This window comes from Rhizobium cauense, from assembly GCF_019511525.1.
Taxonomy (GTDB): domain Bacteria; phylum Pseudomonadota; class Alphaproteobacteria; order Rhizobiales; family Rhizobiaceae; genus Rhizobium; species Rhizobium cauense.
The window spans coordinates 219,575-239,754 of record NZ_JAEUAT010000008.1 but is presented as its reverse complement, the minus strand read 5'-3'; the positions used below and the strand labels follow the sequence as shown (position 1 = coordinate 239,754).

Below are 20,180 nucleotides of genomic sequence, written 5' to 3'. Positions count from 1 at the left end.
ATTTAACATTAGGCGAGGCTGCCGATAGGCAAGGGAACCGCGGCCAACTTTCAATCGGGCGAAGCCTAAGCCGATTGAACGCCGGCGAGCTTGATAGAGGGGTTGCGATCCTTTGATCGCAGTTCCGCATCGGCCTCCTGGCACTGCGTCGTGACACGCATCGTCCGGAACTGCTCAACCAGAAAATCGACGAGCGCCCGAACTGCCGTCGGCAATCCCCTTGAAGCGGTGAAAACGAGATAGATCGTTGCCTGGGACATCTGGTGGTCGGGAAGAAGACGCACGAGCCTGCCGTCGCGAATCCCCTCTCCACAGATATGATCAGGAAGAAGCCCGACGCCGACGCCTGCATATATTGCCTCGAGGACGGCGGAGACGCTGCGGCAGCTCATGCGCGGCTTGTGTTGGTGCCGGTATCGTGTTCCATCCGGCCCGGTGAACTCCCAGACATCCGAATCCTGCCACTCCGTCAGCGGCCCGGCAAAGGATACGGTCGGAGCGCCGACGAGGCTTTCCACGCCCTCGACTGAGGGCAATAAACCGGCAACCTTCTGATTGGCGACAAGGATAAGGTCAACCTTGCTGAGCACACGCATCGTCAACTCCGAATCGGTCTCCTCGGTCAGCTGCGCGCGAACAGCAAGATCGAGCCGCTCGTTGATAATATCGACCCGTCGATCCGTGGTGAGTATCTGCAGCTGCACCTTCGGGTAACGCGTCAGGAATTCCGGAATCATCGTGCTCAGCGGGCCGTCCAGCAAGCCATGGGGCACGCTTATCCGAATTTGGCCCTGCGGTTCGCCGGTCGCGTCGTTGATGGCGTTGGCTGCCCGCTCCGCCTCATGCAGCATGTTTTCGCAGTGGCTGTAAAAGGCGCGCCCGATTTCCGTCACTCGGAAACGATTGACCGTTCGCTCCAGCAGCCTGACACCAAGCCTCGTCTCGAGCGCTGTGATATGTCGGCTGAGCTTTGATTTCGGCATGTTCAGCACACGCCCGGCAGCGGAAAAGCCATTGTGACGAACGACTGCGGCAAAATAGACGAAATCGTTCAGATCTTGCAAAACACCCTCTGCGTTCAGCATCGGGGTACCTCTTTCAGTAAGCATATACGGACGCGAGCATATGCGGGCCAGCAGGCATCGCTTACGCCTCTCCCAAGGCGATGCCAACCATTCCCGGCAAGATTTCGTTCCAAATCTGGAACACTGCGTTCCAAACAGTGCTCTTCAATCCGGTCTCTCGCGGGACTATCTGCGGGACATATTTTCATGGCGCCATTGCAACGGTGGTGTCAGACGCCCTCCTGGGCGCCTCCGAAACAGCATGGATCATCGAGACGCTCCGCGCAACCGCGGAGCGCGTCATCATTATTCACAAGTATTTGATATTGTTACATAAAAACAACATTTCACCTCGAAGAATTGTCACAAACGGGGATTTTGTTGCCGGGAGAATTGATAGATTTAATCAAGGATGAAATGAAGGCGCCAGCGGTTCGCTGATCCGCCAGCCGAAAGGCAAATTACGGAACTGCCCCATCTCCCCTGGTGGCGGTTCAATCGAAAAGGAAATGGATTTCAAATGAATATACGGATGGCATTGCTGACCTCCGCCGCAGCGTTTGCTGCTGCCTCCTCGCCGGTCTTCGCTGCTGATGCAATCGTCGCAGCAGAACCCGAGCCGGTTGAATACGTCCGCGTCTGCGACGCGTACGGCACAGGTTACTTCTACATTCCGGGCACTGAAACCTGCCTCAAGGTCAGCGGTTACCTGCGTTTTGAAGTATACGGTGGCCCTGATCAGAAGGGCACGTCGGACTGGAACGCCCGTACACGCGCTCAGGTTCAGTTCACCGCCAAGAGCGACACTGAATACGGCCCGCTCACCGGCGTGATCGTTTTCCGTAACAACGGCGACAACACCTCGACCGAAACCACGCTGGACTCGGCATATATCGACGTTGCCGGTTTCCGCGCTGGTCTGTTCTACAGCTGGTGGGATGACGATCTTTCAGGCGAGCCGGACGTTCTCTCCAGCTTTGAAACGCTGCACAACTCCATTCGCTACCAGTATGAAAACGGCGACTTCTACGCCGGCATCAGCGTAGACGAGCTGGAAGACGGCTACTACAAGAACGGCGAGCGCCCGAACAACGTCGGCGTTGCCTTCGGTATCGGCGGCAAGGCTGGCGCAATCAGCTACCAGGTTATCGGCGGCTACGACACCGACAACGAAGAAGGCGCTATCCGCGGCATGCTGTTCGCCGACATCGGCCCGGGCACGCTCGGCCTGGCAGGCGTCTATGCGTCTGGTCCGAACTCCTACTACGCTCAGTCGGAATGGACCGTTGCTGCAGAATACGCGATCAAGGCAACCGACAAGTGGACGGTTACCCCGATGGCTCAGTACTTCGGAAACTACGCTACGGACACGGATAACGGCGCGATTCCGCACTCGTTTGACGGCCTCGGTGACGCTTGGAAGGTCGGCATCACCGTCGACTACCAGATCGTAGACAACCTCTATGCCAAGGCAACGGTTGACTACACCGATCCGGACGACGCCGAAGAAGTGACCAAGGGCTTCTTCCGCCTGCAGCGCGCGTTCTAATTTGACAACTGGTGCCCCGGATCAACCCTGGGGCACCACCAAGTATTGCGTTTTCTGATCCGATTGACCTCCGATCAGTTACGGGGATTGGTCCGGTTTCCCTGCCGGACCATCCTTGCTTTTCCTCCCTAGGCATATCGACACGCCCCACCTCGGCAGGATCTCGCTCCTGAATCCAGCGGGCACCTAGTCCGGCAGTTCGTCGATAGAGTCGACCCGATCCGGATAGAAGGCGAGATACTCCTTGATCTCAGGAACCGCCGCATGCGGATTCTCGTAGGTCCAGATCGCGTTCGCGGAATGCTCGTCAGCCAAAACGATGTTGAAATACGAAGCCTCGCCCTTATAGGGACAATAGGTATGGTGTTCGCTTCGGCTAAGAAGCGCCATGTCGACATCAGCGCGTGGCACATACTGCACCGGTGGATAGGACGCTTCCTTGAGCGTCAGCGCGTTCCGGCTGTCAGCAATCACTTGCCCGCTGTATTTCACCACAACGCGCCGTGGATTGGGCGTGATGGTGATTGGATGGTCTGGACCGGGTATCTTGATTGCCGGAGAAGACATTGGCAGCTCCTTTCGCCGATAAGCCAGATATATGGGGACCAGAACGTCAATTTGCATCGCTTGACCGATCTGAAGCTGGATCGGCGTTCATCGCTTGACACGCAACCGGTTTCGGCCGTTGAAACAGTCCAAGCCCCAGAACAGCTGTCAGAACGCACGCGACACCAGCGATCTGGTGGAACGACAACGGTTCGCCGAGTATTGCGAACGCCATCAGCAAGGCGGAGACCGGCGCGACGGCCGTGAAGAGCGACGCCTCGACCCCGCTCACCAGTTCCGCCCCGGCATACCACAGGATGAAACCTGCAACGGTCGGGACAAGCGCGTAGTAGAAGACGGCCGAAATCGCGCCCAAGGCAACCGTTCCCGGTATGCCCTCTACCATGAGGGCAACAACAGCAGAAACGACGAAGCCTATTCCTGTCATCAACGTAGACTGGGTCAGCGCCGGGATTCGCGTGGTGAGGTTCTTGTTCAAGAGGATGAACAGGCTTTCGCAAACGACCGCTCCAAACACGAGAGCATTGCCAAGCAACGACCCGCTCCCGGCTTCGGGCGAAAGCGTGATGAAGAGGACACCGCTCGCCGCCAGCGCAATTGCGAACACCATCGAGGCGGCCGGCCTTTCGCCCAGAATGGCGACGGAAAATGCCCCGGCGACGATGGGCAACGTGCCGATGATCACGCCAGCGTCAGCCGCCGTCGTCGTTCTCAGGCCCGAAATCAGCAAGGTAGTGTAGCCGACGCTGCCCGCACCGGCCTGAACAACGAGGATGAGCCAATCGCGCAACGGCAGACTCGGCAATCGCAGCCGGCTGATGTGCATCAAGAGCACGAAGAACAGGAAGGCCACGGCGAAGCGCAGGGCCGTCGCGCCGAAGGGCGGCATGCCCGACGCAATGATCCGGCTTGCGATCACCGTGCTGCCAACGGTGATCATCGCCAATGTCAGGTAGAGATAGCCTTGAATATGTCGCTGCATCGCCTTCTCCTTTTCCACGGAGGAAAGGCGAACACAGCCCAGAGGTCTTGTACGAAATTGCAGCGGGCTCAGGCGACCGCATCAGAATAGGTGCGCGGAGAGACACCATACTTTTTTACAAACACACGTGTCATATGGCTCTGGTCGGCGAAACCGCTGGCGAAAGCAGCCTCTGCCAAAGGCGCGCCACGGGCGATCAGACGCCGTGCAAGATGAATCCGGCTCTGTACCAGATAGGCGTGAGGCGTCATTCCGATCGACTTGGCAAATCCCCGCAACACCTGAAACCGGCTGAGCCCGCTTGCACATGCAAGATCGGACAGCGAGATTGCGGCAGTCGGATCGCAATCGATCATCTCCTGCGCCGTCCGGATGGCCTTCGGAACGGCCCTCCAATCGGTGGATGCGGTCTCCACAACGACACGCGCAATCAGCTCGAAAAGTGCCTCCTCGTGCTGCAGCCGCTCCTCGCCCGCGCTGGTGACGAGCGCAAAAGCGGCCTCGAAGTGCGCCGCGACCGATCGGTCCTGCAATACCGGATGCGGGATCTCAACAGCCGATCGCCGTCCCTCGGTGATATCGGAGACTTTGGCAGCGATCACATCAGGATCGAAATAGAGGATCCGCCAGGATCTCCCCTCGCCGATCGGCGTGCCGTCATGCACTTCGTTTGGATTGACTGTGATGATATCGCCAGTGCCAGCCTCGACCATCCCTCGTCCGCTCAGGGATTTCTGCGCACCGGACGAGACCAGTCCGATACCGAACTGCTCGTGCGTGTGGCGAGCGAAACTCTGGCTGCTGTTCGCAGCCACTGCCTCGACGCCGGCAATGGCCGACCTGAACATACGAAATTGACTGCGGGCCATAAGCGGATTTCCGAAGGTGACGGCGCATAGTGCCAGCCCACCCGACCGAAAACAACGCGAATGCATGAGACAGCGTCAGTGTTGTTCCGTTCGGCCGCTCAATGGACCGTTTCGTGAAAATCGTCGTCGGCGAGGATCGAAAAGACATCGCTCAAGGCCGCAACAAGGATATCGGTGAGCTCGTCTCCGCGGTGCTCGATAAAGGCCACCTTGGTTGCTTCATCCTGCAATTCGAAGAAGCGCTCGAACTCGTTCGACATCTCATTGTCCTTTCACGCGCCATCGGCATGTGGCGATGGGAAAGGGTTACACCGACTTTCTTGTGCCGAACTGGTGTCCGCTAGTCCATCGGAAAACGGCGGCTCGCCCATTCGCTTCTCGGAACAGGATTGCCGACAGCAAAACTGAACGATTCAACTTTCATCGCTCCCTCATCCACTTCGCAACGGAAGGTGACATCATACCATCGGCCGGACGCCCGGAACGCGTTGCTTGCCTGAAGGACCGTACCTCTCGAGAGTGTGTAGGATGGCAGGATCTCCGGCCGATATGACGGAGACCCGTGTACCAGCTGCTGGCGAAGCTCCGTGCTGCACAGTTCCGCCACACGAGAACCGCGAGGCATGTCCCCCATTGCAGTCCTGGCAACCGGGTCGTTGGTCATTTTTTGCGAGAACAGCGTCTTTGCCTCTTTCAACTCAATTGGCTTGCCGGCCTTGGCAGTCGCCTTCGCATCAGGTTTTGCTCCAGCAGGCGGCTTTCCTTGCTCGAAGCTGGTTTTGGCTTCGCTTTCGGTGCCCGTCGCAGGGCCGTTTTTCTCGGCATGGCTATCCGCTAGGTCAACCTGCGGGAGTTCGACATCTTCAGGAACCGGATTGGCGGGTGGCTCCTCGCTTGCGGGGCCTTTGGCGGCTTCTGCCGTTTCTTCTGGCTTCGCCTCGTCCTCCTGTGGTGCCGGTTCGGGCTCTGTCGCAGGCTCTTGCGTATCTGATTTCACACCAGCGACCGATGCATCGCCCTCGGTAGATTTCTCCGGTCCCGTATCCTTGTCGCCGAACTCGACAACCGGACGCAGTGTCGGCAGCGACTGCGGCTTGCCTTGCTGCTGCTTGGATTGAACATCTTCCGCAGCCGCTTCGGGCGGCTTTTCCGCCGGCTTCTCTTCAGGAGCCTTCGCCTCTTCCTGAGGAGGCGGTGGCGGTGGCGGCGGTTGCTCGGCCTTTTCTTCCTTCGGCGGTTCCGGCGGCTTCTCGGCCGGCTTTTCCTCTGCCTTCTTCTCTTCAGGCTTCCGCTCTTCCGGCACTTTCACTTCCGGCGGCTTCTCCTCGGGCTTTTTTTCCTCCGGTGGCGGCACGAGGTCGACACTGACGGTCTCTTCCTCCGGCTGAGGAGCCGGCACAGGCAGCTTCACGAGAAAGAAGGCAACGACGGCAAGATGCAGCAGCGCGGAGGCAAAGATGCCCCAGCCGAACACTCCCCACTTCTTTGCCGAAACCTGCTGCATGCCTGAACGATGCCCTACACCACCCTACCGATGTGGCCTTTCAAGAAGGCATCATCAAGCCATAAAACAAAAAAGCCCGCACCAGACAGATGCAACCGTCTGGTGGAGTACATGATCCACATTTTTAGCGGACGCCTGGGAGCGCAGCCCTCAGCGTTATCCGAGCGAGCCGATGATCTCGCGATAGGCCGCCTCCGGGAACGCCTTCAACGTCTTGGTGCGTACGTTCCCCGCCATCCCCAGCGACAGACCGAAGCGCGCCATCACGGCATCATCGGGCGCATCACAGACTGCAACCATGTCGTGATCGCCCAAGGTAAGAAAGAACTGGTGAAACGAACCGCCCATATCACCAAGCAGCTTCTTTGCCGCGTCGAGACGCTTTGCCGAGTCGCGAACGTTGCGAATGCCTTGATCCGTCCAGTTGATAAGCACGATGTAAGTGGTCATTGCACACCTCCCACCGGAGGGCTTGGCCCACACAACAGGCAATGGCGACCTTCGCGCATGCGCCGTGGTCGGTCCCTTTCCCCCGTAAACGCACCTTACTCCTGTCACCATTCGACAACAAGAAACGGCATGCTTGCAGGTACGCAAAGCAAAAGCCGGGCACAGGGCCCGGCTCTAGAATAGCTTGGTCGACGATGAAGCCTAGCTGTCCAGGAAGCTGCGGAGCTTTCTGGAGCGGCTCGGATGCTTCAGCTTGCGCAGCGCCTTCGCCTCGATCTGACGGATACGTTCACGGGTAACCGAGAACTGCTGACCGACTTCTTCGAGCGTGTGGTCGGTGTTCATGCCGATGCCGAAGCGCATGCGCAGGACGCGCTCTTCGCGCGGCGTCAGCGATGCCAGAACGCGGGTTGTCGTCTCGCGCAGGTTCGCCTGGATTGCGGCGTCGATCGGCAGCAGCGCGTTCTTGTCCTCGATGAAATCGCCGAGGTGTGAATCTTCTTCGTCGCCCACTGGGGTTTCGAGCGAGATCGGCTCCTTGGCAATCTTCAGGACCTTGCGGACCTTTTCGAGCGGCATGGCGAGCTTTTCGGCCAGTTCTTCCGGCGTCGGCTCGCGACCGATCTCGTGCAGCATCTGGCGCGAGGTACGAACGATCTTGTTGATCGTTTCGATCATATGAACCGGAATACGGATCGTGCGGGCCTGGTCGGCGATCGAGCGCGTGATCGCCTGACGGATCCACCACGTCGCATAGGTCGAGAACTTGTAACCGCGACGGTATTCGAACTTGTCGACCGCCTTCATCAGGCCGATGTTGCCTTCCTGAATGAGGTCGAGGAACTGCAGACCGCGGTTCGTGTACTTCTTGGCGATGGAGATGACGAGGCGAAGGTTCGCTTCGACCATTTCCTTCTTGGCGATACGCGCTTCGCGCTCGCCCTTCTGCACCATCGAGACGATGCGGCGGAATTCGGCGATCGAGATGCCGGTTTCCGTCGCGAGGTTCTGGATCTCCTGGCGGATGTCGCGGATAGTCGTGTTTTCGCTCTTGGCGAATTCCTTCCAGCCGCGCGCAGCCAGATTGCCGATCGACTTCATCCAGTTCGGATCGAGCTCAGCGCCCTGATACTGCTCGAGGAACGAGTCACGCTTGACGCCGTAGGATTCAGCCAGGCGCAACAGGCGGCCTTCGTTCTGCATCAGTCGCTTCGAGATGTCGTAGAGCTGCTCGACGAGGGCGTCGACGCGGTTCTGGTTCAGCGACAGAGACTTGACGGCCTTGACGAGCTCATCCTTGAGTTCCTTGTAGCGGCGTTCCTGGGCTGATGACAGCGTACCGGTCGCAGCCAGACGCTGCTCGACCTGCTGGTCCTGCAGCTTGCGCAGCTTCTTGTAGGTCTCGGCAATGATGTCGAGCGTTTCCATGACCTGCGGGCGCAGCTCGGCTTCCATGGCGGCGAGCGACAGGTTGGACTCGTCTTCGTCCTCTTCTTCCTCTTCCGGAGGCAGGCCCTCGCCGCCGACATTGGTGATGTCGTCGTCGCCGGAACGGACGCGGCGCGTCTTTTCCTTTTCTTCGGCAGCCTTGCGGTCAGCCTCGATCTTCTCGGGGCTCTGGAACTGCGGAGCAGCCTTGGCTTCCGGACCGGAATAGGTCGTTTCGAGATCAATGATCTCGCGCAGCAGCGTCGTGCCTTCGTTCAGTTCGTCGCGCCAGATGATCAACGCCTGGAACGTCAGAGGGCTCTCACAGAGGCCACCGATCATCGTTTCGCGGCCAGCCTCGATGCGCTTGGCGATCGCGATTTCGCCCTCGCGCGAAAGAAGCTCCACCGAGCCCATTTCGCGCAGATACATACGAACAGGATCGTCGGTGCGATCGGTCGGCTCTTTCTTCTTGGCGGTCGCAAGCGCGGTGCCGCCGGAAGGTGCGAGTTCGCCGCCTTCGCTCTCCTCGTCGGAGCTGGAATCGTCGTCATCGCCACCGGCCGTGGCTTCCTCGGCTTCTTCGTCTTCGATGACGTTGATGCCCATGTCCGACAGCATAGACATCGTGTCTTCGATCTGCTCGGACGTCACTTCCTCTGACGGCAGGACAGCGTTCAGCTCGTCCATCGTCACGTAGCCGCGTTTCTTCGCGGCCTTGATCATCTTCTTGACCGCGTCATCGGAAAGATCGAGAAGAGGGCCGTCGGTTCCGCCGTCGCGTTCGACTTCCGCTTCTTCGTTCTCTTTGACCTTGGTTGCCATTTATGTCGTCGCCTTCCTGACGCTATTCAAACTCGCCGCAGTGAACGGCCGCACGCAGCCGATACGCCGCAAACGACCGTCTCGAATCACCTGCTCCCACCTAATGGGATGAGATTTAATGCCTGATTAACCACGATTGCCGGCGCCGGACGACAGAGCTTATTAGTCATCAAATGTCCGGCCATGGTTTGTGCGATCCGCCCTTGACCCAGTTCACCGCTTTCCAAGTCGAACGGTGATTCCCACAATTTTTGTTCTCGTCAAGCTTTTCTGGAAAAAAAGCCTCAGAAAACCCGGAAAAAGCCTTATCCACAGGCCCGGAACCGCTCAGGCGATTGCCAAGCATAGATAGGATGTCACCACAAGAAGACAAGAGCAGCAGGCATTCTTCTCGAACGGCAAAGTTGCCGCCGAGATTCCGAACGCCCGCCGACAGTTGTTCGACCTCGATCGAAGCTAGTGGGACTGTCCGTCCCAGGGTTGAATTTCCAGACTGGCAAGATCGACCGCGGGAATGCAGCGGACATTGATGCAAGCCATCTCTGCGCCATCGGGCATCCGGGCTTCGGCGAAAGGAGCGATACCGCAGGTGCCGCAGAAGCGGTGCTGGATCGTGCGCGTATTGAACGTATAGGTCGACAAATTCTCGCGCGGCGTTTTCAGCGTGAACTTGTCGCGGGGCACGAAGGCCAGCAGCCCCCCGCGCCGACGACAAAGCGAGCAATTGCAATCAAGTGCCGAGGTGAATTCGCCCTCGACTTCAAATTCGATTTTGCCGCAATGGCAGCTTCCTTCGTAAAGCATCGATCCTCCCTTAGTTCCAATCCATTACCACCTTGCCCGAGTTGCCCGAACGCATTGCCTCGAAACCCTCCCGGAAATCGTCAATGCCGATCCGGTGCGTAATCACGGATGACAAATCCAGACCGCCCTGCACAAAGGCAATCATCTTGTACCAGGTCTCGAACATCTCACGACCGTAGATGCCTTTCAGGTTAAGCATCTTGAAGATGACTTTGTTCCAGTCGATCTCGAAGCCGGCAGGCGCAATACCAAGGATCGCGATCTTGCCGCCATTGTTCATCTTGTCGATCATGTCCCGGAAGGCCGGCGCGGCTCCGGACATTTCCAGCCCGACGTCGAAGCCCTCGGTCATGCCGATCGACTTCATGACATCGGTGAGGTTCTCCTTCGAGGCATCGACGACATAGTCGATGCCAAGCTTGCGGGCGAGGTCCAGGCGATGCGGGTTGATGTCTGTTATGACCACCTTGCGCGCGCCGGATCGCTTGGCAACCAGCGCCCCCATGATGCCGATCGGCCCGGCGCCGGTGACCAGAACGTCCTCGCCGACGAGATCGAAGGAAAGCGCCGTATGCACGGCGTTACCGAAGGGGTCGAAGATCGCAGCGATCTCATCTGGAATATCGTCGGGGATCGGCACCACGTTCGCCTCGGGAATGCAGACGAACTCACCGAAGGAGCCGGGGCGATTGACACCGACGCCGAGCGTATTGCGGCAAAGATGCCCCCTGCCCGCGCGGCAGTTGCGGCACTTGCCGCAGACAATGTGGCCCTCGCCCGAGACACGCTCGCCGACATGGTATTTCGTCACCGCCGATCCGATCTGCGCGATCTCGCCGCAGAACTCATGGCCGACGACCATCGGCACCGGAATGGTCTTCTGCGCCCACTGATCCCAGTTCCAGATATGAACATCGGTCCCGCAGATCGCTGATTTCTTCACCTTGATCAGCACATCGTTCGGCCCGACCTCGGGAACCGGAACATGCTCCATCCAAAGCCCGACTTCCGGCTTCGCCTTGACGAGCGCCTTCATCATGTTCGACATGATCTTACTCTCCCAAACCCTTCAAATGACTCCGAGTTCACGGCCGGCTTCCGCGAAGGCCGCAATCGTCCGCTCGACGTCCGCCCGCGAATGCGCTGCCGACATCTGCGTGCGGATGCGCGCCTGTCCCTTCGGCACCACAGGGAAGGAAAAGCCGATCACGTAAATCCCCTTCTTCAACATCAGCGCCGCCATGTCCTGCGCGAGCTTGGCATCGCCGAGCATGACCGGAATGATCGGGTGCCCCTCACCCGCCAGCGTGAAACCGAGCTTGGTCATTTCGGAGCGGAACAGCGCCGCATTCCCAGCCAGCCTCTCGCGCAGCGCGTTGCCGTTCTCGATGAGATCGAAAACCTTCAGTGATGCAGCCGCAATGACCGGCGCCAGCGTGTTCGAAAACAGATAGGGGCGCGAGCGCTGGCGAAGCCAATCGACCGTTTCCGCTTTTGCCGAGGTGTAGCCCCCCGAAGCGCCGCCGAGCGCCTTGCCGAGCGTGCCGGTGATGATATCGATCCGCCCCTCAACGCCACAGTGTTCGGGCGAACCGCGCCCATGCTCGCCGACGAAGCCGACGGCGTGGCTGTCGTCGACCATGACCATCGCGCCATACTTCTCGGCGAGATCGCAGACGCCCTGCAAATTGGCGATGATACCGTCCATCGAAAACACGCCATCGGTGGCGATCAGCTTGAAGCGACTGCCCTCCGCCTTCTTCAGCTCCTCTTCCAGCGCCTTCATGTCATTGTTGGCGTAGCGAAAGCGTTTCGCCTTGGAGAGGCGGACGCCGTCGATAATCGAGGCGTGGTTCAGCGCATCGGAGATGATCGCATCCTCCTCGCCGAGCAGGGTCTCAAAGAGACCGCCGTTTGCGTCGAAACAGGACGAGTAGAGGATCGTATCTTCCATGCCGAGGAAGGAGGAAATGCGCGCCTCGAGCTGCTTGTGCTCTTCCTGCGTGCCGCAGATGAAGCGCACCGATGCCATGCCATAGCCATAGCGGTCGAGAGCCTTCTTTCCCGCTTCGGCAAGTTCTTCGTTGTCGGCGAGTCCAAGGTAATTGTTGGCGCAGAAGTTCAAGACCCGCTCGCCAGAGGCAACGGCGATCTCCCCCGCCTGCTTGGACGTGATGACGCGCTCGGACTTGTAAAGCCCGGCATCCTTCAGTGCGGAAAGTTCGGTGCGGAGGTGGGAGAGGAAGTGTGAGGTCATTGGATGCCCTTCTTGTGATGTTTCCCGATGCCCTGCACTAGCACATAGCCAGCCGCCTGTCTTGCCGTCGTCGTCAACGCTTCACGACGGATCGCTCAGGCCCAAGTCCTACTCGTCATGGCCCAGAATGACCTCGAGAAACGCATCGCCGTAGCGCTCCAGCTTCGATTGGCCGACGCCTGAAATGCCGAGCATCTCCTTGTGCGTCCGCGGTCGCTCGGTCGCGAAAGCAATGAGCGTCGTGTCGGGAAAGACGACATAGGGCGGTACGCCGAGTGAGCGAGCGATCGACGTCCGCTCCGCGCGCAGAGCCTCAAAGAGCACCCCGTCGCCGCCGGATAGGATGGAGCGACGCTCTACCTGTGCCGTTCGCTTCGAACGACGTTCTGCGACCGGGCGATCCTTGCGGAAAAAGACTGGCCGCTCGCGTTTGAACACGGCACGAGCGTCGGGCTCGAGCTTCAGTGCTCCGAACGCCTGCTGATCGACCCTGACCAGCCCCATCGCGAGCAATTGTCGAAACACCGATTGCCAGGTTCGGGCCGGCAGATCATTTCCTGCTCCGAAGACGGGCATCGTCGTGTGTCCGAAACGCTCGGTTTTCTCGTTGACGTTGCCGAGCAGGACGTCGACCACATGCCCGGTGCCAAACCGCTCGCCTGTCCGGTAGATCGCCGCAAGCGCCTTGATGGCGGCCTCCGTGCCGTCCCAGGTCTCGACCGGCTTCAGGCAGGTATCGCAACTGCCGCAGCTGCCCGCATGGGCCTCGCCAAAGTGTGCCAGGATTGCCTGGCGACGGCAGGAGGCTGTTTCACAGATTGCCAGCAGCGCATTCAGCTTACCGCGCTCGATGCGCTTGATCTCGTCGGCCGCATTGCCCTCGTCGATCATCCGCCGCCGCTGAATGACGTCAGCCATGCCATAGGCCATCCAGACTTCCGACGGCAGTCCGTCGCGTCCGGCACGGCCTGTTTCCTGATAGTAGGCCTCGACCGATCCGGGCAGATCGAGATGCGCGACATAGCGCACGTTTGGCTTATCGATGCCCATCCCGAACGCAACGGTCGCGACGAGGCAAAGCTCATCCTCCTTCAGAAATGCATCCTGGTTCGCGTCGCGAAGCGCGCGGTCCATGCCGGCGTGGTATGGCAGCGCCCGGATACCCTGCACGTTCAACCACTCGGCCGTTTCCTCGACCTTGGCACGCGACAGGCAATAGACGATGCCGCTATTGCCCTTGTGACCGGAGAGAAACCGCAGCAATTGTTGCCGCGGCTGGTCGCGCTCGACGATTTCATAGGAAATGTTCGGGCGATCGAAGCTGGTGGTGAAGACGCGGGCATTGTTCAGCGCCAGTCGCTCGACAATATCGTCACGCGTATGCGGGTCGGCGGTCGCTGTCAGCGCGATACGCGGTACGCCGGGGAATTGCTCCGAAAGCTTTCCGAGCTCCCGATACTCGGGACGAAAATCGTGTCCCCACTGAGACACGCAGTGTGCCTCGTCGATTGCAAACAGCGAGATCGCGGAGCTGCCGATCGTATCGCGAAAGCCCTCCATGAGAATGCGTTCCGGCGTCACGTAGAGAAGGTCGAGCTTGCCTGCGGAAAGCGCACGGCGGACCTCGATGAACTCCTCGCGTGACAGCGCAGAGTTTAACGCGGCCGCCCTGATGCCGAGCTGCTTCATCGCCTCCACCTGATCGCGCATCAGCGCAATCAGCGGCGAAACGACGATACCGATGCCGTCGCGGCAGAGGGCCGGAATTTGGAAGCAGAGCGACTTGCCGGCCCCCGTTGGAAAAAGAACGACGGCATCGCCGCCGGCGACCACGTGCTCAACCACCTGCTGCTGCTTGCCGCGAAAGGCAGGATAGCCGTAGACGCGATTGAGAATGCCAAGAGGCGAACGCTCCGCATCGAACAGCGCATCGCCCGCGGAGAATGCCCGATCTGCAGAATCCATCAGTGGCTCGCCGCTCCCTTGACGCGGCCGGAAAGCACACCGAAGCCATCGATGATCGCCTCCTGCGCTTCAAGACGAAGCCCCTCGAAATGGACCTCCTGCAACGCGCGCATCAGCTGGTCGATCACCTCGCCGTTGCCGGCCTCCGTCGCTTCGGCAATTTCGCGCTCGAGTTCCAACTTCTGGAAACGCAGGGCCTTTGCGCGCTTGTGGAAGGCCAGCGCCTGCCGATAGCCCTCTCGCGCATCCTCCATTGCTGCTTCCGCCGTGGCAATCCAGAGGCGGGCATTGCGAATCTGCTGCTCGAGACCCTGCAACAGCGAGCCGAACCCCTGCTCTTCCATGCGCTCCACGAGGTAGTCCCGCGTGAGGTGCGGTCCAGCTACCGCAGCCGCAGCACCGAGCATGACCGACCAGAGCCGCTGAAGTTCACGACTGTCGTAGTCGATCGAGGCGATTTCGTCGTACTCGTCCTGCATCAAGGCCGGGTGGTTGATGACCGTCAGGGCGAGCACGCTCTCACGCAAGGCAGGCGTCTCCTGATGCCCTCGAACGAGGCCAGAGCGCGCCAGCCGATCGGAAATGCCGCCACCCGAGAGTCGGGGGCCGCGTGCTCCCTCGCCGCCGCGACCGCGGGCTTGGCCGCCGCCGCGATCGAAGCTCCGCCGTTCATTGCCGCGATTCTGGAATTGCGGCTGGAAGAAGCCGTTCAGACGATCGCGCATATCCTGCTGGTAGTGGCGGCGCACGTTTTCATCGGCAATCACGGCCACCAGCTGCTTCAGCCGCGCTTCAAGCTCGGCCTTCGCTTCTGGCGTCTCGAATTGTCCGGTCTTGATTTCTCGGCTCCAGATCATCTCCGCCAGCGGCTTGGCCTGGCTCATCACCTTGTCGAAGGGTGCACGACCCTCGTTGCGGACGAGATCATCCGGATCCTTGCCATCGGGCAGCAGGGCAAAGCGCACGGTGCGGCCCGGCTTGATATGCGGCAGCGCCAAATCGGCTGCACGATTGGCGGCGCGAATGCCGGCACCGTCCCCATCGAAGCAGAGCACCGGCTGCGGCGTCATCTTCCAGAGGAGGTCGAGCTGATTTTCGGTCAATGCCGTGCCGAGCGGCGCCACGGCATTCTCGACACCGGCCTGGTGCAGCGCGATCACGTCCATGTAGCCTTCGACGGCGATGATCGTGCCCTCACCGTTGGCACCTTGCGTCGCCCGGCGCGCGCGCGCGAAGTTGTAGAGCACGTTGCCCTTGTGGAAGAGTTCCGTCTCGTTTGAATTGAGATACTTCGCTGGCGCATCCGGCGACATGGCCCGTCCACCGAAGGCGATCACCTTCTCGCGGGATGACAGGATCGGGAACATGATGCGGTCGCGAAAGCGATCGTAGGAGACGGGTACGTCAGGGCCGTAAACAACAAGGCCGCACGCCTCGATCTGCTCCTTGGCGACACCCTGCCCCGCCAAGAACTCTTTCAGCGCATTGCGGCTGTCCGGCGCAAAGCCAAGCCGGAACGTCTCGATCGTTCGCCCTGTCAAACCACGATCGCGCAGATAGGCCCGCGCGCGTGCGCCGTTTGCCGTTTGCAATTGGTCCTGGAAGAACTTGGTCGCAAGCTCCATCACATCAAGAAGCGAAGTCCGCTCTTTCTCGCGCTTCTCCATAACCGGATCAGCGACCGGCATGGCGACACCCGCCATATCGGCAATCTGCTGCACGGCCTCAGGGAAGCTAAGCCCCTCGAGATCGGTAAGAAAGCGGAAGTGATCGCCGGTGACGCCGCAGCCGAAGCAGTGATAGCGGCCCTTGCGGTCCTCGCAGTGGAAGCTCGGCGACTTCTCGCCGTGGAACGGGCAGCAGGCCCAATAGTCCGCGCGCGAGACATTCGTCTTGCGCTTGTCCCAGCTCACACGACGGCCAATCACGTCCGAAATCGGCACGCGATCGCGTATCTCGTCGAGAAAGGAATTGGAAAAGCGCATTTGATCCTCTTGGCTGGGTCCATATAAGCAGGTTCGCCAGCACATGCCACGGCATTTGGGCGAAAGCCGCGCTATTCACAGGACTTCGGCGCGTTCAAAATGCCGGCGACAGACTGTTCAAAAATGCGTTACCAGCCCTGCGACAGGGGGTGCGACACTAAGTGCCGTAATCCGCGTTCTGCGTGTATATGAGGCAATAGTCGCGATCACAGCGGTTCTTGCCAATTGTCAAAAAACAATTGCAGAACAATGCCTTCGGATTGTCAAAACAGCGCTGATGCCGATCGGCCGTCAACGACCTTCGACGCGGATGACACACTTAAGGCAGCCCGCGACGCCAATCATTATTTTTTTGTAATTTGAATCACTTGCCGCATCGCAATATTTTCTTTTTCAACAAAGCGATCCCCTCGCGAGGCACCATCCCTACCCCCGGCGCCGCCTCGCAAGGGTGCCTTTGCAAATATCCGCTGGCTTGGATTTCGGTCCTGCGTCGCCACCGGAAGCAAAGAGCAAGAAGGCAGGAGCACCCCCAGCTCCTGCCTTCTTTAATTTCACCCAAAAGTTTTATTTTTTGCATCTCGACCTCCACCCTTGGCCGTGGATGGCATTGACAGCCGCTATCCCATGCCCAATGAAAGCGACCTGTCGGGATGGTCGCATGCCACATAAAGTTGAAAATCTTCTCAAAAACGATGCCTTCTTCGTGGCAGTATTGCATTGCGCGCGCGAAATGTTGGCAATATATCGCGAAAGTCCACGGATCGCGTCGATCTTCGCCGCGCAACAGCGCTGGTTGATGGCCCATGCCGGCTTTGCGCTTCACTTCGGATTTCCGGGCGAACCAAGACTCGGCCTCTATTCGGGTCGCTTCATCGCCTTTGCCGTTGCCAACAAGATCGCAAGCCGCAATACGGCCGCCGCATTTCTCCAGGAAATGCTCGCTTATCGGTTCCTTCGCCCGATCGAAAGCCCCACCGACAAGCGCACGCGCCTGTTGGAGCCAACAGAGACAGCCCACGAGCATTTCTTCAGGTGGCTCGCGACCCATCTCCTGATTCTCGATAGTCTGGATGGAGGCAATCGGCTGGAACGGATCAGCGCCGACCCCTCCGCCTTCTCGCAGATCCAACCGCTGATCTCCAGGGCAATCATCGACAGCGACGCCGTGCGCGACCCGGGCGCCACATATAATCTCTTCAACTGGGCAAATTCTGGCGGCCTGGTGATGGACTATCTGATGAGCCGCATCGAGACCTTCGACCGTGATGCGGAACGCGTCTACATCGGGCCTCTCTCGCTCAAGGAGATCCGCAATCAGTTCATGATCTCAAATACACATCTCAAGCGCCTGCTGACGCAGGCAGCTGACATGGGAAGTGTGGGTTGGACGCAGCCGCCCTATAAAGGCGATACCTGGCTCTCACGCGGCTTCGTTTTGGAATATCTGGGCTATCAGGCTGCGAAATTCGCGGTCATCGACAGGGCAGCCGAGGTAGTGCTCGGGCCCGCCGTCAAAGAGACAGCGAGCCCGCGCTGATCAGTTCAGCTGTTCCTTGACGGCGCCGGAGGCCTTGGAAAAATCCATCTGTCCGGCATAGCGCTCCTTCAGGACGGCCATCACCTTGCCCATGTCCTTCGGCCCGGCGGCGCCAATCTCGGCGATGATCGCGGCGATGTTGCTGCGGACCTCAGCATCTGAAAGCTGCTTCGGCAGGAAGTCCTGCAGCACGGTGATTTCGGCGCGCTCCTTGGCCGCCAGTTCCGGCCGGGCGTTCTCTTCGTAGATCTTCGCCGATTCGTCGCGCTGCTTCACCATCTTGGCGAGGATCTGCAGGATCTCGTCGTCGCTCGCTTCTTCCTTGCCGGCGCCGCGATTGGCGATATCCCGGTCCTTGATCGCAGCCTGAATCAGGCGAACGGTCGACAGACGCTCGGCGTTCTTGGACTTCATGGCATCCTTGAGGGCGGCGGCGAGTTGATCGCGCAACATCATAATCACTCCTGTTTGAATGCCGCTTCATAAACCACGCGAATGCATGGGATCAAATAAATTGCGGAAAACGACGGCAGAAAGCGCGAGAAAACCGGCAGAATGTGCGGGACAAAGATTGACCTCGCGCAATAGCGTGGCTATTTACCGCCACCTGCACCAAAATTCGTGATCAGGCCTGAGAGCGCGCGCCTTGCCGCGTGCGTATGCTTGCGAACCAAATGGCCGGCCAACGTTGCCCAAGGACGTGTGGCCGCCGGAAACGGGATGAAGATGACCGCGACAGCACCCTGGACAACCGAAAAGCCGACCGCCCTGCTTGTTCTCGCAGACGGCACCGTCATTGAAGGCAAGGGCATCGGCGCGACCGGCAAGGTCCAGGCCGAGGTGGTCTTCAATACGGCGCTGACAGGCTACGAAGAGATCCTGACGGACCCCTCCTATCTCGGCCAGATCGTCACCTTCACCTTCCCGCATATCGGCAACATCGGCACCAACGACGAAGACATCGAAGACCTGACGCCGGCAGCACGCCACGGCGCGGTCGGCGTCATCTTCAAGGCCGACATCACCGATCCGTCGAACTACCGCGCCGTCAAGCATCTCGATGCCTGGCTGAAGGCTCGCGGCATCATCGGCCTCTGCGGTATCGACACCCGCGCGCTGACCGCCTGGATCCGCGAGAACGGTTCGCCGAACGCCGTCATCGCGCATGATCCGAACGGCGTCTTCGACGTCGAGACGCTGAAGTCGGAAGCCAAGGCCTGGAGCGGCCTCGAAGGGCTCGACCTCGCCAAGATCGCTTCGTCTGGCCAATCGTCGCAGTGGGCGCAGACCCCGTGGATCTGGAACGAAGGCTATGGCGAGCTCGCGGCCGACGATGCGAAGTATCACGTCGTCTGCCTCGACTACGGCGTGAAGCGCAACATCCTGCGCCTGTTTGCCGGGCTTGACTGCAAGGTCACCGTGATGCCGGCAACGACAAGCGCCGAAGAAGTCCTCGCCATGCAGCCCGACGGCATCTTCCTGTCGAACGGCCCGGGCGACCCGGCCGCCACGGGCGAATACGCCGTTCCCGTCATCCAGAAGCTGATCAAGACCGACATTCCGGTTTTCGGCATCTGCCTTGGCCACCAGATGCTAGGCCTCGCGCTCGGCGCCAAGACCGAAAAGATGCACCAGGGCCACCACGGCGCAAACCATCCGGTCAAGGACCACACCACGGGCAAGGTCGAGATCGTCTCGATGAACCACGGCTTCGCGGTCGACACGAAGTCTCTGCCCGATGGCGTTGAAGAGACTCACGTTTCCCTCTTCGACGGCACCAACTGCGGCCTGCGTGTATCGGGCAAGCCGATCTTCTCGGTGCAGCATCACCCGGAAGCCTCCCCGGGCCCCCAGGATAGCCATTATCTCTTCCGCCGCTTCGTCAATCTGGTGCGCGCGAAGAAGGGCGAGGAAGCTCTCGCCGAGCGCTGAGCAACATCACCGCTGAATTCGAAAGCCCGCCTCCGAGCGGGCTTTTGTTTTTTGCAGCTGTTGCGCGCACCATAGCTGTCGTCACGCGATATCCGTTTGAATAGTGTCGAGACTGCTGATTTACTGAACTCAGTCAGGGAGGCCGCCATGAGATGCTTGGTTCTAGCAATTGCGTGCTTGCTCCCGACGGCATCTCTTGCCGCCGGGCCGGTGAAGGTCGATGCGAAGGACTATAGTTGCGCTCAGCTCGCGCAGATCATCCGGCAATCCAAGAAAGTTTATGTGCGCCTCGGTTTCGGAGGTCGCAACTTTCGCTACCCACCAGCCCAATGCGGCCCCGGCGACATGCTAAGTACCGCGAGTTTGCGTGACCGCAGCGGCAGGCAATGTCTGCTGGACTATGCCTGCGTCAATGATCCGATGTCGATGTATAACTACTAGGCGGTAAGCTGTCAGCCA

18 protein-coding genes are annotated in these 20,180 nt (G+C 59.6%); 4 read left to right on the top strand and 14 right to left on the bottom strand.

The features are described from left to right. Window positions 1–65 precede the first annotated feature (65 nt). Window positions 66–1,085 carry a LysR substrate-binding domain-containing protein gene (locus tag JNB88_RS17290; protein ID WP_220356504.1) on the bottom strand — a complete coding sequence of 340 codons (1,020 nt, stop codon included), beginning with the start codon at window positions 1,083–1,085 and terminating at the stop codon, window positions 66–68. A 499-nt stretch (window positions 1,086–1,584) separates the two neighbouring features. Here JNB88_RS17290 and JNB88_RS17285 point away from each other — a divergent pair, with 499 nt between their 5' ends. Continuing rightward, complete coding sequence (locus JNB88_RS17285; RefSeq protein ID WP_220356503.1) at window positions 1,585–2,613, top strand: porin; 1,029 nt, start codon at window positions 1,585–1,587, stop codon at window positions 2,611–2,613. 186 nt (window positions 2,614–2,799) lie between these two features. Here the strand turns inward: JNB88_RS17285 and JNB88_RS17280 are convergent, their stop codons facing one another. The 12 genes from JNB88_RS17280 to dnaG form a co-directional block, all read right to left on the bottom strand. Then, entirely contained in the window at window positions 2,800–3,180 is a 381-nt protein-coding gene (locus JNB88_RS17280) for a DUF427 domain-containing protein (RefSeq protein ID WP_220356502.1), read from the bottom strand. Between the two features lie 46 nt (window positions 3,181–3,226). Continuing rightward, complete coding sequence (locus JNB88_RS17275) at window positions 3,227–4,162, bottom strand: DMT family transporter (RefSeq protein ID WP_220356501.1); 936 nt, start codon at window positions 4,160–4,162, stop codon at window positions 3,227–3,229. A gap of 68 nt (window positions 4,163–4,230) precedes the next feature. After that, a complete protein-coding gene (locus JNB88_RS17270) occupies window positions 4,231–5,031 on the bottom strand; it encodes an AraC family transcriptional regulator (RefSeq protein WP_220356500.1) in 801 nt (266 codons plus the stop codon). Between the two features lie 98 nt (window positions 5,032–5,129). Then, complete coding sequence (locus tag JNB88_RS17265) at window positions 5,130–5,291, bottom strand: hypothetical protein (RefSeq protein WP_220356499.1); 162 nt, start codon at window positions 5,289–5,291, stop codon at window positions 5,130–5,132. Between the two features lie 80 nt (window positions 5,292–5,371). Next, window positions 5,372–6,535, bottom strand: a complete 1,164-nt coding sequence (locus tag JNB88_RS17260; RefSeq protein ID WP_220356498.1) for a DUF930 domain-containing protein — start codon at window positions 6,533–6,535, stop codon at window positions 5,372–5,374. Between the two features lie 156 nt (window positions 6,536–6,691). Beyond that, window positions 6,692–6,985, bottom strand: a complete 294-nt coding sequence (locus JNB88_RS17255; RefSeq protein WP_037132881.1) for a GYD domain-containing protein — start codon at window positions 6,983–6,985, stop codon at window positions 6,692–6,694. Between the two features lie 201 nt (window positions 6,986–7,186). Beyond that, complete coding sequence (gene rpoD / locus JNB88_RS17250; RefSeq protein ID WP_037132879.1) at window positions 7,187–9,238, bottom strand: RNA polymerase sigma factor RpoD; 2,052 nt, start codon at window positions 9,236–9,238, stop codon at window positions 7,187–7,189. Between the two features lie 456 nt (window positions 9,239–9,694). Continuing rightward, window positions 9,695–10,042 (bottom strand): GFA family protein, encoded by a 348-nt coding sequence (locus tag JNB88_RS17245; protein WP_037132877.1) that lies wholly within the window; start codon window positions 10,040–10,042, stop codon window positions 9,695–9,697. A gap of 10 nt (window positions 10,043–10,052) precedes the next feature. Next, the gene (tdh, locus tag JNB88_RS17240) at window positions 10,053–11,090 is read right to left on the bottom strand and encodes an L-threonine 3-dehydrogenase (RefSeq protein ID WP_220356497.1); all 1,038 of its coding nucleotides are present in this window, start codon (window positions 11,088–11,090) and stop codon (window positions 10,053–10,055) included. 21 nt (window positions 11,091–11,111) lie between these two features. Next, on the bottom strand, window positions 11,112–12,299 hold the full coding sequence (locus JNB88_RS17235; protein ID WP_220356496.1) for a glycine C-acetyltransferase: 1,188 nt from the start codon (window positions 12,297–12,299) through the stop codon (window positions 11,112–11,114). Between the two features lie 108 nt (window positions 12,300–12,407). Beyond that, complete coding sequence (gene recQ / locus JNB88_RS17230; RefSeq protein ID WP_220356495.1) at window positions 12,408–14,264, bottom strand: DNA helicase RecQ; 1,857 nt, start codon at window positions 14,262–14,264, stop codon at window positions 12,408–12,410. Beyond that, on the bottom strand, window positions 14,264–16,249 hold the full coding sequence (gene dnaG, locus JNB88_RS17225) for a DNA primase (RefSeq protein WP_037132869.1): 1,986 nt from the start codon (window positions 16,247–16,249) through the stop codon (window positions 14,264–14,266). Before dnaG ends, recQ begins: the two co-directional genes overlap by 1 nt. Before the next feature lie 661 nt (window positions 16,250–16,910). Here dnaG and JNB88_RS17220 point away from each other — a divergent pair. Continuing rightward, window positions 16,911–17,789: a hypothetical protein gene (locus JNB88_RS17220; RefSeq protein ID WP_220356494.1), complete on the top strand. Its 879-nt coding sequence runs from the start codon at window positions 16,911–16,913 to the stop codon at window positions 17,787–17,789. Here JNB88_RS17220 and JNB88_RS17215 read toward each other — a convergent pair whose 3' ends face one another. Then, entirely contained in the window at window positions 17,790–18,242 is a 453-nt protein-coding gene (locus JNB88_RS17215) for a GatB/YqeY domain-containing protein (RefSeq protein ID WP_037133174.1), read from the bottom strand. A 273-nt stretch (window positions 18,243–18,515) separates the two neighbouring features. Between JNB88_RS17215 and carA the strand changes: the two genes are divergently transcribed. Further along, the gene (gene carA, locus JNB88_RS17210; RefSeq protein WP_220356493.1) at window positions 18,516–19,721 is read left to right on the top strand and encodes a glutamine-hydrolyzing carbamoyl-phosphate synthase small subunit; all 1,206 of its coding nucleotides are present in this window, start codon (window positions 18,516–18,518) and stop codon (window positions 19,719–19,721) included. Between the two features lie 147 nt (window positions 19,722–19,868). After that, a complete protein-coding gene (locus JNB88_RS17205; RefSeq protein WP_220356492.1) occupies window positions 19,869–20,162 on the top strand; it encodes a hypothetical protein in 294 nt (97 codons plus the stop codon). Window positions 20,163–20,180: the final 18 nt, after the last annotated feature.

Coding starts and splice junctions, on each gene's coding strand:
- JNB88_RS17290 (WP_220356504.1), bottom strand. CDS start 1,085: ATGCTGAACGCAGAGGGTGTTTTGCAAGATCTGAACGATTTCGTCTAT.
- JNB88_RS17285 (WP_220356503.1), top strand. CDS start 1,585: ATGAATATACGGATGGCATTGCTGACCTCCGCCGCAGCGTTTGCTGCT.
- JNB88_RS17280 (WP_220356502.1), bottom strand. CDS start 3,180: ATGTCTTCTCCGGCAATCAAGATACCCGGTCCAGACCATCCAATCACC.
- JNB88_RS17275 (WP_220356501.1), bottom strand. CDS start 4,162: ATGCAGCGACATATTCAAGGCTATCTCTACCTGACATTGGCGATGATC.
- JNB88_RS17270 (WP_220356500.1), bottom strand. CDS start 5,031: ATGGCCCGCAGTCAATTTCGTATGTTCAGGTCGGCCATTGCCGGCGTC.
- JNB88_RS17265 (WP_220356499.1), bottom strand. CDS start 5,291: ATGTCGAACGAGTTCGAGCGCTTCTTCGAATTGCAGGATGAAGCAACC.
- JNB88_RS17260 (WP_220356498.1), bottom strand. CDS start 6,535: ATGCAGCAGGTTTCGGCAAAGAAGTGGGGAGTGTTCGGCTGGGGCATC.
- JNB88_RS17255 (WP_037132881.1), bottom strand. CDS start 6,985: ATGACCACTTACATCGTGCTTATCAACTGGACGGATCAAGGCATTCGC.
- rpoD (WP_037132879.1), bottom strand. CDS start 9,238: ATGGCAACCAAGGTCAAAGAGAACGAAGAAGCGGAAGTCGAACGCGAC.
- JNB88_RS17245 (WP_037132877.1), bottom strand. CDS start 10,042: ATGCTTTACGAAGGAAGCTGCCATTGCGGCAAAATCGAATTTGAAGTC.
- tdh (WP_220356497.1), bottom strand. CDS start 11,090: ATGTCGAACATGATGAAGGCGCTCGTCAAGGCGAAGCCGGAAGTCGGG.
- JNB88_RS17235 (WP_220356496.1), bottom strand. CDS start 12,299: ATGACCTCACACTTCCTCTCCCACCTCCGCACCGAACTTTCCGCACTG.
- recQ (WP_220356495.1), bottom strand. CDS start 14,264: ATGGATTCTGCAGATCGGGCATTCTCCGCGGGCGATGCGCTGTTCGAT.
- dnaG (WP_037132869.1), bottom strand. CDS start 16,249: ATGCGCTTTTCCAATTCCTTTCTCGACGAGATACGCGATCGCGTGCCG.
- JNB88_RS17220 (WP_220356494.1), top strand. CDS start 16,911: ATGCCACATAAAGTTGAAAATCTTCTCAAAAACGATGCCTTCTTCGTG.
- JNB88_RS17215 (WP_037133174.1), bottom strand. CDS start 18,242: ATGTTGCGCGATCAACTCGCCGCCGCCCTCAAGGATGCCATGAAGTCC.
- carA (WP_220356493.1), top strand. CDS start 18,516: ATGACCGCGACAGCACCCTGGACAACCGAAAAGCCGACCGCCCTGCTT.
- JNB88_RS17205 (WP_220356492.1), top strand. CDS start 19,869: ATGAGATGCTTGGTTCTAGCAATTGCGTGCTTGCTCCCGACGGCATCT.